Annotated in this window: 17 protein-coding genes and 3 pseudogenes; 9 read left to right on the forward strand and 11 right to left on the reverse strand. The window is 42.4% G+C overall.

The window, feature by feature from the left end; genetic code table 11:
• Positions 1-2 precede the first annotated feature (2 nt).
• From QQ041_RS17980 to QQ041_RS17995, 4 genes are all read left to right on the forward strand, one after another.
• Complete coding sequence (locus tag QQ041_RS17980) at positions 3-908, forward strand: hypothetical protein (protein WP_285954680.1); 906 nt, start codon at positions 3-5, stop codon at positions 906-908.
• On the forward strand, positions 890-1,135 hold the full coding sequence (locus tag QQ041_RS17985) for an acyl carrier protein (RefSeq protein WP_192854609.1): 246 nt from the start codon (positions 890-892) through the stop codon (positions 1,133-1,135). The genes QQ041_RS17980 and QQ041_RS17985 overlap by 19 nt, the downstream gene beginning before the upstream one ends.
• On the forward strand, positions 1,129-2,646 hold the full coding sequence (locus tag QQ041_RS17990) for an amino acid adenylation domain-containing protein (protein ID WP_285954681.1): 1,518 nt from the start codon (positions 1,129-1,131) through the stop codon (positions 2,644-2,646). Before QQ041_RS17985 ends, QQ041_RS17990 begins: the two co-directional genes overlap by 7 nt.
• Before the next feature lie 129 nt (positions 2,647-2,775).
• On the forward strand, positions 2,776-3,465 hold the full coding sequence (locus tag QQ041_RS17995) for a 4'-phosphopantetheinyl transferase (protein WP_192854613.1): 690 nt from the start codon (positions 2,776-2,778) through the stop codon (positions 3,463-3,465).
• Positions 3,466-3,557: 92 nt separating this feature from the next.
• On the opposite strand, the pseudogene QQ041_RS18000 reads toward QQ041_RS17995, so the two are convergent.
• Together QQ041_RS18000 and QQ041_RS18005 are read right to left on the reverse strand one after the other, a co-directional pair.
• Positions 3,558-3,713: pseudogene (locus QQ041_RS18000) on the reverse strand (SAM-dependent methyltransferase); the annotation flags it as partial.
• A gap of 85 nt (positions 3,714-3,798) precedes the next feature.
• A pseudogene (locus QQ041_RS18005) lies at positions 3,799-4,209 on the reverse strand (KilA-N domain-containing protein); the annotation flags it as partial.
• 506 nt (positions 4,210-4,715) lie between these two features.
• Here QQ041_RS18005 and QQ041_RS18010 point away from each other — a divergent pair.
• Positions 4,716-5,996 carry a hypothetical protein gene (locus QQ041_RS18010; RefSeq protein WP_285954683.1) on the forward strand — a complete coding sequence of 427 codons (1,281 nt, stop codon included), beginning with the start codon at positions 4,716-4,718 and terminating at the stop codon, positions 5,994-5,996.
• Positions 5,997-6,174: 178 nt separating this feature from the next.
• Positions 6,175-7,749, forward strand: a complete 1,575-nt coding sequence (locus tag QQ041_RS18015; protein ID WP_285954684.1) for an EAL domain-containing protein — start codon at positions 6,175-6,177, stop codon at positions 7,747-7,749.
• 412 nt (positions 7,750-8,161) lie between these two features.
• Here the strand turns inward: QQ041_RS18015 and QQ041_RS18020 are convergent, their stop codons facing one another.
• Positions 8,162-9,250, reverse strand: coding sequence for an Ig-like domain-containing protein (locus QQ041_RS18020; RefSeq protein WP_285954685.1), 1,089 nt, complete (start codon positions 9,248-9,250; stop codon positions 8,162-8,164).
• A gap of 152 nt (positions 9,251-9,402) precedes the next feature.
• Here QQ041_RS18020 and QQ041_RS18025 point away from each other — a divergent pair.
• A pseudogene (locus QQ041_RS18025) lies at positions 9,403-9,507 on the forward strand (IS5/IS1182 family transposase); the annotation flags it as partial.
• Between the two features lie 1,121 nt (positions 9,508-10,628).
• Here the strand turns inward: QQ041_RS18025 and QQ041_RS18030 are convergent.
• The 5 genes from QQ041_RS18030 to QQ041_RS18050 form a co-directional block, all read right to left on the reverse strand.
• Complete coding sequence (locus tag QQ041_RS18030) at positions 10,629-11,138, reverse strand: hypothetical protein (RefSeq protein WP_171388179.1); 510 nt, start codon at positions 11,136-11,138, stop codon at positions 10,629-10,631.
• 828 nt (positions 11,139-11,966) lie between these two features.
• Complete coding sequence (locus QQ041_RS18035; RefSeq protein WP_105058885.1) at positions 11,967-12,359, reverse strand: Rid family detoxifying hydrolase; 393 nt, start codon at positions 12,357-12,359, stop codon at positions 11,967-11,969.
• 302 nt (positions 12,360-12,661) lie between these two features.
• Entirely contained in the window at positions 12,662-13,447 is a 786-nt protein-coding gene (locus QQ041_RS18040; RefSeq protein WP_285954686.1) for a hypothetical protein, read from the reverse strand.
• 372 nt (positions 13,448-13,819) lie between these two features.
• A complete protein-coding gene (locus tag QQ041_RS18045; RefSeq protein ID WP_237300766.1) occupies positions 13,820-14,647 on the reverse strand; it encodes a CPBP family intramembrane glutamic endopeptidase in 828 nt (275 codons plus the stop codon).
• 19 nt (positions 14,648-14,666) lie between these two features.
• The gene (locus tag QQ041_RS18050) at positions 14,667-14,915 is read right to left on the reverse strand and encodes a hypothetical protein (RefSeq protein ID WP_237300765.1); all 249 of its coding nucleotides are present in this window, start codon (positions 14,913-14,915) and stop codon (positions 14,667-14,669) included.
• Positions 14,916-15,452: 537 nt separating this feature from the next.
• On the opposite strand from QQ041_RS18050, the gene QQ041_RS18055 reads away from it, so the two are divergent.
• Together QQ041_RS18055 and QQ041_RS18060 are read left to right on the forward strand one after the other, a co-directional pair.
• Complete coding sequence (locus tag QQ041_RS18055) at positions 15,453-16,013, forward strand: hypothetical protein (RefSeq protein WP_237300764.1); 561 nt, start codon at positions 15,453-15,455, stop codon at positions 16,011-16,013.
• A gap of 89 nt (positions 16,014-16,102) precedes the next feature.
• Complete coding sequence (locus QQ041_RS18060; RefSeq protein WP_285954688.1) at positions 16,103-16,408, forward strand: HlyD family efflux transporter periplasmic adaptor subunit; 306 nt, start codon at positions 16,103-16,105, stop codon at positions 16,406-16,408.
• 153 nt (positions 16,409-16,561) lie between these two features.
• Here QQ041_RS18060 and QQ041_RS18065 read toward each other — a convergent pair whose 3' ends face one another.
• The 3 genes from QQ041_RS18065 to QQ041_RS18075 form a co-directional block, all read right to left on the reverse strand.
• Complete coding sequence (locus tag QQ041_RS18065) at positions 16,562-18,109, reverse strand: TcdA/TcdB catalytic glycosyltransferase domain-containing protein (RefSeq protein WP_237300763.1); 1,548 nt, start codon at positions 18,107-18,109, stop codon at positions 16,562-16,564.
• The gene (locus tag QQ041_RS18070; RefSeq protein WP_285954687.1) at positions 18,084-18,584 is read right to left on the reverse strand and encodes a hypothetical protein; all 501 of its coding nucleotides are present in this window, start codon (positions 18,582-18,584) and stop codon (positions 18,084-18,086) included. The genes QQ041_RS18065 and QQ041_RS18070 overlap by 26 nt, the downstream gene beginning before the upstream one ends.
• A 105-nt stretch (positions 18,585-18,689) precedes the next feature.
• Positions 18,690-18,875, reverse strand: coding sequence for a hypothetical protein (locus QQ041_RS18075; protein ID WP_237300761.1), 186 nt, complete (start codon positions 18,873-18,875; stop codon positions 18,690-18,692).
• Between the last annotated feature and the right edge of the window lie 218 nt (positions 18,876-19,093).

Here is a 19,093-nt window from a genome sequence, read left to right on the forward strand (position 1 = left end):
TTATGGACACCACGCACCTTCTTCATCCTGCTTCTCCCGACGAGTTTCTCAGCGCTTTTGCCCAACTCACCGGACTCGAGCTCAAAGAGTACATCGACGCCGTTTCCGGCATCGAGAGTGAGCACATTTTCTTGGTCGGTTCTATCCCACAAGGCTCTGCAACGCCAGTCTCCGATATTGATCTTATCGTCACTGGCACTCACCGCTACTACCCTGACGACGGGGTCATGTGGCAGCAAAGCGCTGGAGGCGGCGTGATGGTCGCGGAGTTCTTCAGTGAAGTGAACGGGCACGAAATTGACATTACCCTCGTCAATCTTGACGCCATCACCGGTCTTGTCGCAGGACTAGCCAGCGGCAATCTGCACATGAGTGACCTCGAGTTCAAAGTGTTGTCGATTCTCAAGAATGGCTGGCAACTGCAAGGTCAGCTAGAGTTCGATCATCTCCAATCCGGCGATTTGGAGCTCTTTAGCGCCATTCGTCACTGTACTTTGGCTCTGCAAGAATTTAACGATGCCCTACACGCGAGGGACAATGGTCCTTTCTGCCTTTCGATGCTCCGCAGCGTGGTGTTCAGGATTGCTTCCTCATTTTTGGCCATGAATGGCTTGTGTTTCACCGGCCCCAAATGGGTCAAGAAAGCGCAACATCTGCACCGCAATGGGCCACTGAGCACGGCGTCTCAGGCCTTGCTTCAACGAATGGTAGCCTTGTTCACCGACGATGCCCCAATGACGCTCAAGGATCTAACGGGGGCCATCACGTCTGTGTCCGCTCTGATTGACGATTTCTACCAAATCGCACTTGAAGACTACCTAAACTTCAGCATCGCTATCCAGATAAACCAAGAGATCTCGGCACTTGAATCCGCCAATAAGGAGGCCCTATGCATCATCCTCAAGTAGACACTACCCTTCAATCGCTCTGGCTGACCCATACGCAAAGCGAACAGTTCAGTCCAGACGTTGACTTCATCAACAGCGGCGGTAACTCACTGTCCATGGTCAGAATGCTCGGTGCGGTTTGCCAAACGTTCAACATTCGCTTTTCGTTCACTGCCTTTCAACAAGCACCGACCTACCCAGTCCTCAGGTCGCTGGTCGACAGCGCTCTGGAGGACGTACCATGCTAACGGTTATCGAAACCTTTGATGACAGTGTTTGTCGTTTTCCCCACAACGTCTGCATCACCGACGGTGACAGCACGTATACGTACCAAGAAGTGGCCCACATCGCCGATGTAGTCGCCAGCCATTTATTAGCTGTTCCACGAACCGACGAGCTCTGCCTAATAGGGGTTTATTGCCAACGAAATATATTCTTATTGCCGATGATCTTAGGTATCTGGAAGGCGGGATTGACCTATGTGCCGCTCAATCCCGGCGACCCGTCCGAGAAACTGACAACCATTGCCCGCAGCTACCGACTGAGTCTCGTCATCACCGACATCGACGACGCGTTCACTCAGAGCCTTCAGTCACATGGATTGCTGGTCTCACCCGCCGACCTCACGCGCGCCGCAGAGCGCCCTCCTGTCGGGGCCGCGTCATCCAGCCCTGACGCTCTGGCCTACCTACTGTTCACATCAGGCTCTACCGGTGTGCCGAAAGGCGTGATGATCAGCCATCAAGCCTTATTCGCCACACTGAACGATCTTACCACTGAATTGGATCTCTCAAGCGAGATGACATTTCTGGCGAACACCACATTATCGTTTGATATTTCCTTGATCGAGCTGTTTCTGCCGTTGACGGTCTCTGGGGCCTTATATTTGTCCAAAACTAACCTATTTCTCTCCCCGTTTGAACTCCACGATACCGTGGCAACGAAGGGCATCACCCATCTGCAAGCCACACCGTCGGCGCTCTCCTGTATCACCGGGATTGGGCTTACCTTTCCTCAGGGGACCGTACTGTTGAGCGGAGGTGAAACGCTACCCGTTAATCTGGCGACAGAGCTGGTCGAGATGGGGTTTGATTTGTACAACATGTATGGTCCCACCGAGACAACCATATGGAGCTCATGCTTCCGAGTGACGCCAGACACATTACGCGCGGGCCGTCGCCAAGGTAATACCGTGCCCATCGGGCGTCCCCTTCCAAGCGAAGACTTCTACCTCGTCGATCCGAGCACCTGCCATCCGATCACTCTCCTCGGGCAGGAAGGCGAGTTGGCCATCGCCGGTTCCGGTTTGGCCATGGGGTATTTGTACGATGAGTCCAAAACCGCTCAATCGTTTGTCAAACTCACCCTTTCCGGATGTGAAAAACAACAGGTCTACCTGACCGGAGACCTCGCCCAAAAAATGGAGGATGGGCATTTCGTTTACGTCTCCCGAATCGACAATCAGGTCAAAATCCGCGGACATCGAATCGAGCTATCCGAAATAGAAAACCTTAGCTTAAACCACACCAATGTGGCTCAATGTAGTGCCATTTGCCAAGATCAACGTCTATGTCTGTTTTACAAAACACACGATGGCGCTGACTGCCAGGAAGAACTAGCAGTCATGTTGGCGAAGTCGTTACCAAGCGTTGCCCTTCCATATCAGTACTTTCTGGTCGACTCACTCCCGTTATTACCCAGCGGGAAGACCAACAAATTAGTATTATCAACTCTGCTGAGTTCTACCGTAGTTCCGTGAGGTATCATCATCGCTTGTTAGGGTCATCGCACCGCGTGTTAAAGGAAACAAGCCATATCAATACTAAGTGTCGTGCTTCGAGTATGGACTCAGAAAGCACATTTTAAAACGTGAAATGGACAGAGATTTATGAATTTTGCCTCTCATAAGGAGACATATGACATTGGAAGCGAAACCATCCAAGTAAGGCATTATGATATCAAACTTTTTTCTATATCAGATTATGCTCAGCAAGAAGTAGCAATTCCAAAATCTATTGAAACTTCTGTCACAAAACGTCAAGCAGAGTTTCTTGCAGGTAGATTAGCCGCTCGAGATGCACTAAGAGCTATTCAATTTTCTAGAAATGTTGATATCCCTATTGGCAGGTTCCGAGAACCGGTTTGGCCTAAGGAGATCATTGGCGCCATTTCTCATACCGACTCGATTGCTATTTCGTTAGTTAAGAATAAAAAAAAGGATGTTATTGTCGGATTAGACATTGAGAACATTATGAGTGAACACCTGTGCAATGACATAGAGCCGCTACTCATGAGTCCTAAGGAAAATGAGCTTCTAAAATCGGCTCCCTTACCACGTTCTATGCTTCTCTCTATATTATTTTCTGCTAAGGAAACTCTCTTCAAAGCTCTCTTCCGTGAAGTTCGTCAATATATAAACTTCTTAGACTCCGAAGTGACCTACTTTTCCTCCAAACAGCAAATAATTAGCTTGCGAATTACACTTAGCCTTATCGGTATCCGTTTTCGCGATAAATATGATGTCCACTTTCGCATATTTGGTGGTAAGGTCATGACTTTGTTAAATGAGTTTTCATGATTGAACGTATCACCTCCCCAATCATGAAAGGCCCCAACCGCTTTTATAAAATTAGAGAAAATGACTTGAAGCCCTTCATTTTCGTTATGTAGGCTACGCTTCATCGAGACCATAGAATATGTATACCAATGTTTCATTCTGCCCAACGAAATCTTGGCTTTTTCATCTCGCTCAAAGAACCTGATCCTGTTGAACTCTGAGAACAAAACCCTTACTTGTGATTCTGACAACGGTGTTGTCGGGTTACGTGTAATGAGTTAGTAAATTTGGCCACATAGTTAAATGAGGAAAAGTAAGTCAATTGATGCTTTGGTGAAGTGTACCTTGAATCGCATGTACAGCTTGCGTTGTTACGTTTTTCGCCTTCGCCAACTCAAAAATTAAGTCGTTTAAGGAGAGGTCTTGCGGAACGGTTGGAGCTGGAAGAGCTGCAGCTGTGGGCATACTGTCGAACGCACGAATGACATTTAGATGGAACTTAGGGCTAACCCACATTGCATAAGAATAAACAAGTTCTTTGCATACCCAAGTCCCCGCATTACTACCGCCACGTTTGGTATTTACAGCAAAGCAGGAATTACTGCTTTGCTCAATTTCATTAACCAGTTCTTGAGTTTGCTGATTATTAATAAAAATACTTGGACGATGTCGATTGTGTCCACCACTTGCTTTATGTAAATCATTTAACGAGTACAAATTATCAAGTGTGCGGATGTCTTTATTAACGATAGTTAGATTAGGCATGATGGCCTCCTATGCGACTTAATTAAATCACCACAAGAAGGTCCTAAACTTCGGGTGGTGAACTGAACAAGGTTAGGACTACCGCGCATAGGAACGGCTAGCCGAAGCTGCCTCGCCCTGCCCACCATAATGCTGATAGTACGTTTTTTAAGTAAAACGACTATGTTCAGGTGTGCCGAAGCCGCACATAAAAAAGGCCAGCAGAAGCTGACACTAATGTGCCCTATACAAAAGCGGGGTCCTAACCCCGACACTGGATTTTGCCAGTGTCGGGGTTAGGATGTGGGAGATCAGTGTCAAACGTTTAATAACGTTGCATATTGTATAGAGCGTAGTTCTTACAATCAGCTTGCCTCACCCATGAACGTAGACAGGATTGAGACAAAAAATTCCAGAGAAGACACGCCGTTCCAGAGTCACACTAAATTATTAACTAATTTAGATTCGTTTTATTTGTAACTATTGTAGTTTGGCCACTCACACAAATACGAATGAGAATTGTTGTCATGGGTTATTTAAAGAAAATAATAGTTCCCTTATTTTTCCTCTCACCAATACATTGTTATTCCACAGAAATTAGAGGGGAAGCTTTGCAATCGAATGACTCTTACGAAAATAAGATTAGAGATAAAAAATCGTTAGCGTTAGAAGCCTCTGACTGTACTGGCAACTCCTCTTGGATTGACTATCCTTCCTTACCTCAAGAGCCTACAGAAACTAGTAAATCCGATATTAATTGCAGTTTTATGCAGTTTGCCTGGCAATCTTTTGCTTATTATACCAGTGACAAGACACCGGATTTATTCTTGAATATGATGCCGAAAGACAGAATATTTAAAGAGATACCCGATAGTTGGGACAATAAAGGTGATCAAGGATTAGTACAAAGTGAGATCCTTCAAGCCGGCTCTAATTTCCCATTGAACGATCAAGAAAGCAATCCGGTCTTCTATCAACAAAGTGTCAATAAAAAATTCTACAATGACATCGTCAAACACGGATTAAACAATAGCCAATGTGTCGCCGAGATTGACAGTGGGAAAACACCGTTTGAAATATCCCCAGGCTCCACTGAAGTAAAAACCTCATGGAAATTAATATCTAATAACGACAACCCTGAAAAATTTTTCACTATTCATAGAGATGTTGAGATCAACGGGGTAGTAAGGAGTAATGTTCTAATGGGCTTGGTTGGGATTCATATAGTACGAAAAACAAGGAATCATCCTGAATTCATTTGGACCACATTTGAACACAAGGAAAACGCTCCTGATTGTGCTGATGTTCCTAACCTATCAAATTTTGAAAAATCAGGTAAATGGACATTTTTCAACCCAATGTCCTTTCAGAAAGTGAATACTTACTTCCCTGGTAAACCTACCCAAGTCTGTAGAGAAACACCCTATGGGGTTGGTGTTTTAACGAAAACTGAAGTAGCTAAAGATATAAAAGCGCTTAACGAGGCAATGTCAGATTATTACCAATCACGCAAATCTGTTTGGTCTAACTACTTCCTGGTGGGTACATCTTGGACAGTCTCAAACGAGAGTGATTTAAATAAAGGAGAGGTGCCTCCCACTTGGAAAAATGAAATAGGGGGTTCGAAGTTATTATCAAACAGTACAATGGAGACCTATGTCCAAAACCCTCAATGGTTTGCTTTAGTGCACCCTAAAGAAGATAGGGGCTGTTTTGCTTGCCATAAATATGATCCTTTAACAAAGAAAGCCTTACATTTAAGCCATATGTTTAATGCGGCCCAAGATTACGGTCAGTGTTTTCTTTAAGGCTTGATTTAGAGCCTAAAAATTAAAACTTCCTAACAAAAAGTGATCAGCTTTCCACTTTTATAATTTGCCTTTTAAGATCAAGGATTTCTTATAGAAAGAAACATTAATTAAACCGCATAATAACATTTGACAACTCAACACAATCCGTTGGATTTATAATTATAAAGAGTTAAGCATGCGCTCCAGACACCCTTGGTTAAACCGCTTATTCAGTCCCCATCCTCAATGGGTCTATAAAACTGGTGTTATGTTATTGGCCCTGTTGTTTAGCTTATTGGCTTCATTAGCCACCAGTCTTTATCAAGTTCATAATGAAATTAAGCATGACGTCGACTACCTCGATCAAATCGTTTCTGTTGCGATTAAATATGGGCTTGAAAAACCCACTCTTTCTGAAGCCAGCGTCGCTAGCGGTGAATGCTCCACTGACACTATCGAACAGTTAGAGAAGCTTTATGTGTCGCATCTACTTATGTCGATACCCATCGTTAATCTTGATAAGCAGAAGCCCTATACCTATTGCTCTCCTTTCGGTGTTGAGCAATTTGAACAACGTAATTTTAAGAACTTACTCAATACACAATTAAAAGGAGAAATGTGGCGTTTAGCGATTTATTCTCTCTCTACAACCCCAAAACATCCCCCCTATCTATACGGTTCGAATGGACAATATGGTTTCCTCTTTCCATTACGCACGGAATACCTTTTCCTTGAAAATGATTTAGACCATCAACGCTCTATTCGTTTATCTTTACCAAAAGAAAATTACACTATCCTTGAAATAGGCAGTTTGCCCAAGGCCGATCGCCTGTACTCGAACTCAGTTGCTTCAAACTATCTGCCTCTTACCTTTGAATCCTCCGTCTCTACCTCACGAGTACTCTCGAAGTTTAAGCAAAACTTGTGGCCGGTTACCACTTTACTCTTTATGATTTCACTCACCATTCTTTGGTTATGTGTTTCCTATTGGCACGCAAAAAAAGAAATTGCTCTTCAAAAAGCGGTTCGAGACGCCCAGTTTTTCCCCTATTATCAACCCATCGTCGACGCACAAACAGGTAAAATGCTCGGTGTCGAAGCTTTACTCCGATGGCTTCCCTCTGATGGCCGTGTCATAGAACCAAGCAAGTTCATCCATTATCTAGAGCAAAGTGGGGAGATCATTTCAACAACAGAAAATCTCATTACAACCATTTACCGCGACTTATCGCCTTTGATGAGTCAAAACACCGAGTTTTATTGCAGTGTCAACATCACGCCTCTGCACCTACAAAATGACGATTTTTACCACTATTTAAAGCGGTTTCAGCACGACTACTCAAAACTGACGCTTGAATTAACAGAACGACAACCGATTGAAAATTTAGCGTTTGCCAGTCAGCGTATCGCCTTGCTCAAAACATTAGGGCTTAAAATAAGCCTTGATGATGCAGGTACCGGTTATGGCGGAAACTCCTATTTGCATTATTTCGATATTGACACTATCAAAATAGACAAAATGTTTACACGCTCCATTGATGAAGGAAAGTCCGCTGTTCTCGATGGGTATATTGAGATGGCTAAACAATTAGAACTCAATCTAGTAGCGGAAGGAGTTGAAAATAAACTCGAAGCTAAAGGGCTTTTATTAAGAGGCGTCTTTCAACATCAAGGTTACTACTACGCCAAACCTATGTCGATTGAAGATCTCCATCGCTGGGCTTTAGATTACGGTTATACTCACGAGCGGGTTAGTGAGACGCTCAACTAAAAACATCACGGAGCTTGCCTTATTCAACGACGAGCGCCCAAATAGATATCATTTTTTGGTGAGCTTTCATGGCCAGCGGCGAAACACTGGTCGCTGAAATTCGATTTAGAGAGCGTTGGAGTTGTATGTTGTTGTGCTATAAGGATTTTCCTTTCTGTTTTAGGAAGGTTAACAGCCTGCGAGCACCATCAAATGATGCGAGTCGAAAGGGAAATCAGCACATAAAACAGCAAGCCCTTACTCGAACTTAATTGAAATCAGTAAAAGGTAACGACGAGGCGCAGTAGCGCAGGCGTTCAAGATTGCAGCGATATCCTTTTAGATACAGCTGACTGCACATCTATGAAAAAGATAACCACCTGCAAAAGTAGGTGGTTATAAGTTGGAATATCAAAAACTCATACGTTAAACGTTAGGGAACTGAGACGCAGGACGCGTACAACTCTTCTTCTCCCAGACTCAACCCTCCGCCGCCATTCCTGAGGTCTATATTAAAAAAGCCAGGGCCTCTACTCTCACTTGACCAGTAATTTAACCTGACTGGCCAGCCGCGCGCGTTGAACATATTGCCGTATGTATTGAAGAGCAATTCTAACTCATTTTTTGTTGCCAAACGCCAGTTGGTGCGTCCTGCTAAATCCTCGTTACTATATGTATTACATAAGCGACTTGCATTATCCCAAGAGAACCAAAAGAAATCTCCAGCAGGTCCAGAAGTTCCAATTTCTTGCGTAAAACCATTATTTGCACTTCCTCCAATGGAGAATAAAAATAATTTTGAGGGTGAATTGGTAAACAACTTCCCATTCCCAGTATCGAATAGATCAATACATGAAGCACCGACGGACGTACATCTATATACCTCCACGCTCACTGTGTTACTGGTGACGCCATCTTTAGTGGCGGTTATCGTTGTTTGGCCGACGTTGACGCCAGACAAGAAGCCTGTCGGCGTTACTGTCGCGGTACTCAGATCCTCCGACGTCCAAGTGACGGAATCACTCACATCGGAGGAAGTGGTATCACTGTAGGTTGCGGTTGCCATTAGTGGTGTCAGTTGACCTTTGGCCACAGAAACCGAAGGCGGTGTGACCGAAATCGCGGTGATGACCGCAGCGCTGACCTCCACGCTCACTGTGTTACTGGTGACACCATCTTTAGTTAGATAAACAGCGACCTCCCCAGTTGTATTCCCCGTTGAAAATACGCCCGGTTTAGAAAAAAAACCAATCTCCTCGTTACTTGTACGCCAAGCGCTTAAGCTTAAATCTGCGAGTACCATTGAGGAGCCATCTGAGTAATAACCTGTGGCGATGAATGCTTGTTTGTTACCTTTGGCCAATATTAACCGACTTGTTCCATAAGTTATTGTTGAGGATACGCTAATATCGATCCTTTCTAAGGTTAACTTTGTTTTTACAACTTCATCTGATGACTCTAAATTACAACCTGTCAAGAATGAGGTAAGAAGAAATAATATAGATGAATATAGTTTAATCACGTTTATTACACACTAAATTTATTAGGATTTATAAAAATCGGGTAATAACAGGGAGAATGGTATTAATTTAATTTAATTTATTGATTTAAGAACAATCACCGAAATACGCACCTACGATCTGCTCAGCTACGTTCATTATCTCTCGTAGCCTTATACTTAAATATTGTTACAAGACAACCAACTGGAAGTAAGACGACCAATCAATCATTAAGCGTGGTTCTCTGACCTTTTGGGTTGATATGGAAGCGGTAAGTGGCTGAGCTCAAAGCAAACAAAATAAGTGCGGTAGGCTACCCATAACTTTTCTCCTGAAAAGATTAATTTGGTTGACTGTATTGAGCTAGTGATAGTCAGCTTAGGTTGTGGGTTGGTATTAATTTAATTGATAAGCGCCAAACTTCCGATGAGATGCCTATCAATAATTTAATTACACATAAATAATATTCCAATCACTTTCCGTGTAAAAGGATATTGTTATATTAAAAAATAAATAGGGAGGTAGCTCAAAAGTTACCTAAGTCGATTTCCGAGTCTAAAGCGGAAACAAAATTGACCTTAACGTATTTTAACTCAAGATAGTAACTAAGCTCGGTTGTAAGGAGGTTATCAACAATGGTTTATCAATGGGCTGTATTTCGTCATCAGCGTCCTATTTTCGGCGCAGGGTGTGAATTATTTGTTGTCATGCTCGCTTTTTTATCAATAGCCTTACCTCTGATATATGAAGAAAGCTTATTTATGCTGGGAATATCTTCAGGACTTGCCATCATTTGCTTTACTCTATTTTTACTTTTTGCCCAAAGTGACAAGCTCCGAAGGTCAATGTCTAGCTAGGATCTGCCCCCATTAAGTTTACCAGAGCGGGAGCAAACTTGATTTCAACCTGCTCTATTAGAATTACTTAATTATTATTTTCTAAGTGTTTGTATGTCTATATTGGAACTTGCAATTTATCTAAAGTAGAGCAACTCACGCTCAGGAAATACTGCTTGTCGCAAAGGACATCAACGTGCACACTCGATCATATGGCTGGATCGAAAAAGACGTAGCTCGTATCAAAACACGACCCGCTTGAATGCCGAGAACGACCTGAATACCGAAACAAAATTCAGACATCTTGATGACCTTGACTGATGACTGTTTGATACAAACACCTTAATTGTCATACAGGCAAGAGAGAAAAGCCTTAGCCGATTAGCCGACGTGCGATGCTCGGACATTTTTTCAGCTTTCTTCTCGTAGACCTCGCCTCTGATCTGTTTAATGATGGTAGTGTTATCACACACAAATACTTACCCCCTTACCTCGGTTAAATTCACCGAAATCACGTGCCTGGATATGTCAGCGGAAACCGTAGAACGTATTTAAATGTGATCTCCTAAGCACCAAAACGTATATCGAAACAAAACCCCGAACACTTAAACGTACCCTCACCCGTTTTCACGAATCGTAAGGCTGGAAACACTGACCTGTAGGTGGTGTAAAGGATTATGTGATCCACTCGCTCATGGAGAAACCATTCGCCAAAGTCTGCCCTGTTCAATTCAACAAAGAAGTTACGCACCTCGTGCAAAGCAAAACGACGAAACACCAATTGCGGAAACTTCTGCTTGATATCGTCAACCAACCCTTGCTCTTTGAGCGCATTTATATCGGCCTGTTGCTCTGGAGACTGACGACGGCTGAACATTTTTAAACGATGAATTTTTGAGACCAAATCAGACTTTATTTTTTCCTCATCACGACACTTTTTGACTAGATAGCGCAACTTTAATACTGCCAAAGGACTAGAGGCATCATTTTTTGGTGAGCTTTCGTGTCCCAGCGGCAAAACGCTGGTTGCTGAATTTGAATTAGAGAGAGTTGGGGTTGAGTTTTGTTGCGCCATGAGATTTTCCTTTTTTGAGTATCACTTTTCGGAGCCGCTTGGCTGTCCGCTCTCTCAACATCGTTCTGCTTTGCAAGGGCGCGCAGCGGCGAAGCCTCACTTGAAAAACAGGTTGTGGTGAGAAACGGTTAACACCCTGCGTGCCCGTAAATGAATCGAGTGATAGGAAATTAACGCATAAGAAAACAAGCCCTTAATCGAACTTATTCAAAGACAGGGAGTGCAACAAGGAGAGACGACGAGGCGCATCAAACGTAGAGAGAAGCGCATTGAGTAATTGTTCTCAGGAAAGTAAAGCATCTCGAGCTGGTTCGATAAAGCGACTCAAGTTATCGAGAGAGGAGAGAATCGACGGAATGAACCAAGCGGAGCGAGAACGCCCTAGCTCAGAAGTATCAACAACAGAACTACTCTATTAGAGGTAACTCTAAAAGAACCATTCTTTTTTAGTCCCATTTTTATATTAGCTATCGCTCTTGCGTTCTCAAGTAGATGATGGATTCCCTCCCTTTAGCCATTCATATAATCCTTTTGCACTCGGACGCTACTGGTTTATCTCCCTCCCAACCCATGACGGTTATAACCGTTTTAAAAAACAATTTCTCGACCTCTTCCTAAGTCATTTGACACCCTAACTCTCGAAAAATGTAACTCTACTCATTTCGCGGTATTTCACGAAAAAAATCTTATAAATAAGAGAGCGTATATTGAGTATTATATAAACTATATTAAACATACGGAGACAAAGTTCGCACTAGGGTAATCCTAAATAGATAGCCCCAGCCCCAGCGCCTAAGCTGGAGCTAAAAAATTAAAAATGATTAATGACTAAGGTGCAACAGCAACGGCTTCTATCTCAATCATGGCGTTGAGAGGAAGTTTCGATACTTCAATACAGGTTCTCGCAGGAAAATAATTGGCGCCGTGCTTAATGAAAAAATCATTATAAATTTCATTTACAACTGAAAAGCTCATCATATCGGTAATATAAACAGTTGTTTTCACTACGTCTGACATGTCAGCGTCTGCATGGAGCAAAATTGCTCTCATATTCTCTAGACACTGCACCGTTTGCTTCTCAAGACTATTTTTCACCAAAAACCCAGTCTGGGGGCTCAGTGGTAATTGACCAGAAGTGAAAATTAACCCACTGGTGATGATCCCTTGGGAGTATGGGCCAATCGCTTTTGGGGCCGCTTGAGTATCAATGATTTTGCGCATATTTTCTCAATCCTATTAGTTTTAGATGCCCAACAAAATTAGAGGATTAACTGAAAAAACACTTATTATTTAATCATAATTTCATCAGTTTTTAACCTTATTGAATCAGAACTGATGCCAACGAAGCGTTAAAACCCAACCAAAGGACAACTAGGGCACAAGCTAAAGCACGTTGTTTGTGATTGAAGATAATATGGCTTGGTTGAACCACCAAAGAGTAAGGAACGAACGAGAAGGTTCACGAGATAAAGCAGGTAGCCAGAAGGGTGCTCTAAGTGAAGGGCAAATATGTTTAGAATGAATCATCTTAAACTTTCAGCGCATTCCTGCATAACCCTAGTATTATCACCCTTAACTCCGTGACCACAGAACTCTCCGTTGTTACTAATCAGGGGACTTGAGTAGGCAGGAACTACTTGCGTAGCATAGCTCATGACAGTGCCGTAATTCGAGCAATGGTAAGCTCCCGCGTAAGGCTTTACCTTTTTTCTATTGTCAGGGAAAACCTGCTCATTAACCCAAAACTTACCACTTTCAGTATCAGGCTGCTCATGCATAGCCCAAGCTAAGTGCCCAAATTCGTGTTCTAAAACGGTAATAGGAAATCTTTCCGATAAGACAATAAAGCTATCATTCATATTCATCATCGTCATGCCATGAATTTCTTGTGCAATGACGACAGGGTGATTCTCACCAAGAACCACCACATACTGTTCTATTGGGTTACTTCTAAGATGGTCAATTTCGGAAGCGCCTACTTCTTCTTGTAAGGCAGAATGTAGAGAGGAAACAGATGAAACACTCTTTGGCATAGATATAAATTGGCTCTCTTTAAAAGAGCGAATAATAGGTACACAAGAGTTGGCCAATATTGTGTTAGACATTGCTACTGCTTCATGCAGTTTTCCGACAATTTCACTTTTATACACAACGGACTCATCAAGATAAAAAGTTATCTTTGATTGAACTGGCTTGTTAATCTCACATTTAGGAAATATTAACTCCGGGCTAAGATTGCGCTGGCTGATCATGATAGCAAACACGATTAACACACAGCCACATACGAGAATACTTTTGTTTTTTAACATAAACTTTTCTTCTTACAAACCAACCTTAAGCAACCAAAACTTGTACGAACCACTATTTTGATGGTGACAATGATGGATTATGTTCGTTCCCCTAAATCAAAGTTAACACGAAGCTTTTAATCATTAATATCAAGCCCAACGTTAACAAGAACACAACAGCACGGTAATTATTTTTATTGTCAGTCACTTCAGTACTATTTCGGCCACCTTGAGAGACTAGAGCGCTCAGAACGAAGATTACAATGGCAATGTAGGCGTAGTAATCGCTTAACGAATACTGTTTGAAAGATGGGACTAACAACCAAAGTACGCTTAAAAACAGTATGGCGATATTTAAGTAAATAAGTGAAAGAAACAGTCCTCTTGCTAGCATTACTCCTTCCTGAACTCTCTTCGCTGATAATCAATAAAGAGCAAAAACAGCACCAGATAACCCGATTGTAGTGCAACAATATTAATATCAACCACCTCCCAAGGATTAAAGTGAAACTGTGTGATCGAGTAATAAACAAGGTCATAAAGTAAAATAAATAGGTTATGACCAGCATGAATGGCAATAACCACTTCTAGGCGGCGATATCGCTCAAAGGCCCAACATAAAAATACCCCTGACATAAAGGCGTACAGTTCCCACTGGTGTATTGAAGCGAATATTAAGCTTGAGAGTAATGCGGCGCCGGTAACCCCCAAAACGGATCTGAAAATAACAAACAACAAATAACGAAAAATAAGCTCTTCTATCACGGGAGAAATAAACACACCGTCCATAGCGCTGCGTAACACACTCGACCAATCAATCACACCATCATAGGCTGAAAACAAAGGAGTGAAATTGTAGGCTTGGGCCTGCCAAGAGCCTGGAGAAAACCAATCAAAAACAATATATTGAATATAATTTGATACAGAATTCAATGAGATCAAACCAAGCAATACCAATACGCCTTCACCCCATGTACATGTATTTCTAGGCCAGGAGGTTGAGTACTGCTTCCAATGCTTATCTCGTCGAGCACCAACAAACAGCGCGAAAAAAGCGCTAACGGGTAACAAGTAGTAGGCGATAGCTGAGTAGAGCACTCGATCCAAACTCGGATTAAGTATCCACTCTCGGGTAATGCTCAGGTAGTAATCAAGCAGAATATAACTTGGAAAAAAATAACCTATATAGACTACCACCACAGCAGATATCATTAACCGCATCGTAAATTACTCCGAAAACCTAACGGCCCCCAATACGATTACTGCCACCTTTGTCCTGGCGGTCGTTCATATCATTGCGCAAACGAGAACGAGCCTGTGCAGCACGAGCTCCCGAACGATCTCTTCGCTGGCGATACTCACTATAACGAGCTCTTGCAACTGGTGTGTGTGCTCTATCAAGCGAATCACGGATCCAGCTTCCAATTCCACGACTAGGACTCCCTCCAACAACTTGCTCAATCTCATGAACAGTAGCTAATACTTTCATTGTTAAACTCTCCCTCAATTAAATCCACGATTCCAAGAGAGAGCGGACGGACAACTGACCTGTCGGTTTAAAATCTGTTGCATTCAGACCTAAACCTCCCTGCTTGGAGGTTAAAAAATTAACGTGCTTATTTGGGAGAAAGTATTTAATTATGGTTAATTAATGATGAGGCATTGAGTTTCTTAGTTCATGGTTATTCAAGTGGTTTTCCTTTGCATCAAGAGAGTTCAATCCCCCAAAAATCACTCGTAATTACTGTTTAATAAGCTGAGTTTTTCTCCACTCCTTCTAGCATGGAGAGATCCCCCTAACCATCCATAAACTTGCCATTTGACCTAAAAACCCAAGGAATAAAAAAGAAAAAGGAATTATTATGTTATTTCTTCGACAAGTTATTGAAGCAAAAAACAAACGCTAACAGGTCGCATCGTTTTAATTCAGTCACTGTCCTTGTATGGTATCAGTGCGTCACTTTTCGCTCTCTTTGTTCTCATCTTGTTCTATCTCTCGCAATTTGAGTTCGCACGTAAAGAGACTGTGAAGGAAGACCTAGCTCCACAAAAAGACGTCATCACTTTATATTTTGCTCGTTCAGGAGTACTCAATCAGCTCTGGGGAGAGGAAGGACTAGAAATCACAGAGGGTCAACCGATTGCACGGATTCAAAATAGCCAAGGATTAAGCAGTGGAAAAGAGCGAACCACAGCTCTCATCCAAGAAATAGACACACATTTGAAAATGTTGGAAAAAAAGCGAACTATTTCTGACGCCCTGTTTAACAAGCAAACTCTCACTTTGCAGCACCAGTTAGAGCGCCTGAATCAAAGTTTAAGCGCAATTAACAAAGCCAAACAAACCAACACCATACGCCTTGACCTACAAACCCAACTCTATGAAAAACGACAAACCTTATCTCAAGATGGATACCTTTCAGCAACAGCCTTAATAGAAGCTCAAGAAGCATTATTAGAATACCAAGAAGCGAATCAAACAATAGATAAAGAGGTGAGTTCGCTTCAGGTCGAGATAGCACAAATACAAACCCAACAACAGTTACTGCCTGAACAACACAACTTAAAACTACTTGAGATACAATAATATATCTCTTTATTACAGGCCCAAAAAGTAGAACTAAACGGCGAATATGAATTTACACAGAAGCGTCCAAGCAAGGCACTGTTACAGCGATTCAGGCTAAAGTAGGGAGCCAAGTATCCCCAAGTACACCGATTTTAAGTATCATCCCCACCAACTCGCCCCTTGAGTTAGAATTACTCCTACCCACACGCTCTGCTGGTTTTTTTCAACAAGGTGATACCGTCAATATCCGCTTTGATGCTTTTCCGTATCAGAAATTCGGTTTAATGACTGATGCTATCACGAGCATTGACAAAGCTTTGATCTTGCCAAGTGACAAAGCCCTAACCATGTATCGAGTAACAGCCTCTTTACCAGAGCAATTTAGAACGCCTATGGTGAATAATTTCCATTGAAAACAGGCATGTTAGCTGAAGCTGATAATATTTTAGAAACGCGCACGCTCCTAGAATGGTTACTTGACCCAACATACGCGATCCAAGGTAAGCTTTAATGAGCGAACCGTACTAAAAAGTCAGCTTAAATGTTAGACAATGACTAAAATCGAACTAATCAGAAAAGAGGTTTTGGTTTCGAAGCCAAGTTGAGCGCATATGCTCTACTGTAAATTGAGTTTGATGCTCAAATGCCATCTTCAAGCCTGGGTGGCTCATTGCGAACGCGACGGCGTTCGGACTGCAGCCTTCAATGTCAAAAACTTCATAAGCAAGCGATATAAGTACCTCTAATACCAATGAAGGCCCAGACAAGAAGAGAGTTACATTATCACTTGACCGTAAATGGTCATACCGATAGTCCGAAAAACGAAGCCAATACTCCTCGCTCTCCATCACTCTATTGTTAACGTCACAGTCGCGAGAGGTGAAAATATCATCAAATATAATGCCATTATCTTCCATATAACGGTAACGACTGCTCATCATCGTTAAGACAATTCTTATTAACTTGGATCCCTTAGGCGCTATCAGCACATTGTTGTTGAATTCGCCCACACTATTTTTGGCTTTCGTTAATGCCAAACCCTCTTTGTGAACGGGAGGCAAGATAAAAGGGTGAAAAAGTTTATCTTCAGTTATCGCAGCAACATCTTCATGCAAACTTTTGATTTGCTCTTTATCATCATCAAAAAACGTCGCTACGAGATTCTCTACTAGCTGATGATCACCTTGGCACCGTGCAAAACGAGTCAATTGCTGAGTTCGAAACACATTCATAACGAGCTCGGCTTTAAGTACATCGACCATGTTATTACTCACCCATTCAGGAAAGCGCCGATTTGTTTTAGGAAAACAGTGCTCAAAACTTGGAAGTGTGTCGAAATCAACGTACATTCCCCCTTGATGATAAAGAACCAACAACCGAACGATATCACTTGCTGCAGCTAAATTATTTCTCAGAAGTACTTCGTACAGGTAGTAAGGTTCTAAATCAAAGCCGCTAAATACAAATAATGAGTCAATAGACGCAATATCTATCAAGGTGACTAGTTTCGTTAGCCGGTAGTAACGATGTCTAACACGGTAGAGCCTATGTTCAAGCTCAGTTGCGATGTCGGCATCATAGACTCTAGTATGATCAATTAACCATTCATCGAGGTGTCTCTCCTTACTTTCTACAAACGCCTCAAACCAGTCACTTTGGTGCTTTATAAAGGCCACATCTTCATGACTGCAGTTGTGTATTCGACAGAGAACATCCTTAATCTCACTAGCAAGTAAACAGCGGCTATCGTAATAGATGAATGTATCGTCTTGGCAAACTTCTTCCCACACATCAAAATATTCAAGCTGGCGCTCACTCAAACAACCGATCCAAACAAAAAATACCTTATCTAACATCACAAGGTCCTTTGGTTCGAGCCAACTAATACGCTGTAACACATCTCGAGCAAGATATTGTTCCTTGTCAGCTAAAAGCAATTCGTCCAATAACCGAATGAAAATAGACACAGATTCTTGATTTATCTGCCCTTGAAACGCCAGTAACTTCTCTACGAAGCCACATGCTTTTTTCTTATCAAACAGCGTGGAATCAGAACTATTGATAAGCTCAAAAACAAGTTGGAGATTGTTATCTAACGCACTGCCAGCTGTCATATTCATTACCAATTGTCATGGAGTTTTTGCGTAACAACTCTACATCAAACACAGTGCGACGCGTCCCTTTATAGGATGGAGAGAGGTAGATTTTTTTGATGTCGTTTATATACTGTTCGCTCAACTCGCCCATTGGTTCGATATCAAAAGGGGCATACTCAAGGCGAAGTTGATGCTGATAAAAGTCCCAGTTTCCTTGAGCTGAAAAAGAGAAGATAGCTGGCTTGTCATGATTACTCAAAAAGTATTCAAACGTCCCTTGCGATGAAAAACTGCCAGCTTTATCCAACCTCAAATGTTCGTTGAGAATGCGGTCACCAATCAACGGGAAAGTAAACCAACACTGCCACCAACCTACCAGCACCTGCCGAGTAATAGATACGATGGCATTATCTGACATAGAGACAAGAGAAGGCTTGTCAGCCATAGGCAACGGGAATTGAGCTACAAACAGTGATAACAAATACGTTTTCATAATGTGATCCGTGAATAGGAAACATCTTCATGAGGAAAAAGTGAAGTAAGTAAGCGGCCTACCTCACAAACCATCATCCATCATCCATCATTAAAAAATCAAGACTTAGGAAGAGCGGCTATTGTAGCCCCCGCTCCAATCACGACCCTTTGATGAATTTCCTTTTTTCGTCGCTGCTTTATGCAACTTTTTAGGTTTAGAGGTACAACCGTCGTATCCCTTCCCGCCCACAACTTTATCAAGCATATCCTCTGATAATGACGCTACTTGTTGGCACATAACTTTCTTCATTACTCATCCTTAACGTAACCAATATTTCTCCCTGAATAACGCCTTTACAACGCAGCAATAGATCTTGGCTCTTGCGTAAACGTAAGGCCTACAGGTATTTAGCCCTAGCTTTATCAAGGCTTAAATTCCATCAGTACCACAATTAATTTATGAGTTAATTTATTGATAATCCTCACTTCTTATTGGCTTATCTACCAGGGGCATAACCCCCCCCCCCC

The sequence above is a fragment of the Vibrio sp. TMPB1044 genome (genome assembly GCF_030442075.1).
Classification (GTDB): Bacteria; Pseudomonadota; Gammaproteobacteria; order Enterobacterales; family Vibrionaceae; genus Vibrio; species Vibrio satsumensis.

Bases quoted from the DNA above. Each gene is read 5' to 3' on its own strand.
- QQ041_RS17980 (WP_285954680.1), top strand. From the start codon at position 3: ATGGACACCACGCACCTTCTTCATCCTGCTTCTCCCGACGAGTTTCTC.
- QQ041_RS17985 (WP_192854609.1), top strand. From the start codon at position 890: ATGCATCATCCTCAAGTAGACACTACCCTTCAATCGCTCTGGCTGACC.
- QQ041_RS17990 (WP_285954681.1), top strand. From the start codon at position 1,129: ATGCTAACGGTTATCGAAACCTTTGATGACAGTGTTTGTCGTTTTCCC.
- QQ041_RS17995 (WP_192854613.1), top strand. From the start codon at position 2,776: ATGAATTTTGCCTCTCATAAGGAGACATATGACATTGGAAGCGAAACC.
- QQ041_RS18010 (WP_285954683.1), top strand. From the start codon at position 4,716: ATGGGTTATTTAAAGAAAATAATAGTTCCCTTATTTTTCCTCTCACCA.
- QQ041_RS18015 (WP_285954684.1), top strand. From the start codon at position 6,175: ATGCGCTCCAGACACCCTTGGTTAAACCGCTTATTCAGTCCCCATCCT.
- QQ041_RS18030 (WP_171388179.1), bottom strand. From the start codon at position 11,138: ATGGCGCAACAAAACTCAACCCCAACTCTCTCTAATTCAAATTCAGCA.
- QQ041_RS18035 (WP_105058885.1), bottom strand. From the start codon at position 12,359: ATGCGCAAAATCATTGATACTCAAGCGGCCCCAAAAGCGATTGGCCCA.
- QQ041_RS18040 (WP_285954686.1), bottom strand. From the start codon at position 13,447: ATGTTAAAAAACAAAAGTATTCTCGTATGTGGCTGTGTGTTAATCGTG.
- QQ041_RS18045 (WP_237300766.1), bottom strand. From the start codon at position 14,647: ATGCGGTTAATGATATCTGCTGTGGTGGTAGTCTATATAGGTTATTTT.
- QQ041_RS18050 (WP_237300765.1), bottom strand. From the start codon at position 14,915: ATGAAAGTATTAGCTACTGTTCATGAGATTGAGCAAGTTGTTGGAGGG.
- QQ041_RS18065 (WP_237300763.1), bottom strand. From the start codon at position 18,109: ATGACAGCTGGCAGTGCGTTAGATAACAATCTCCAACTTGTTTTTGAG.
- QQ041_RS18070 (WP_285954687.1), bottom strand. From the start codon at position 18,584: ATGAAAACGTATTTGTTATCACTGTTTGTAGCTCAATTCCCGTTGCCT.
- QQ041_RS18075 (WP_237300761.1), bottom strand. From the start codon at position 18,875: ATGAAGAAAGTTATGTGCCAACAAGTAGCGTCATTATCAGAGGATATG.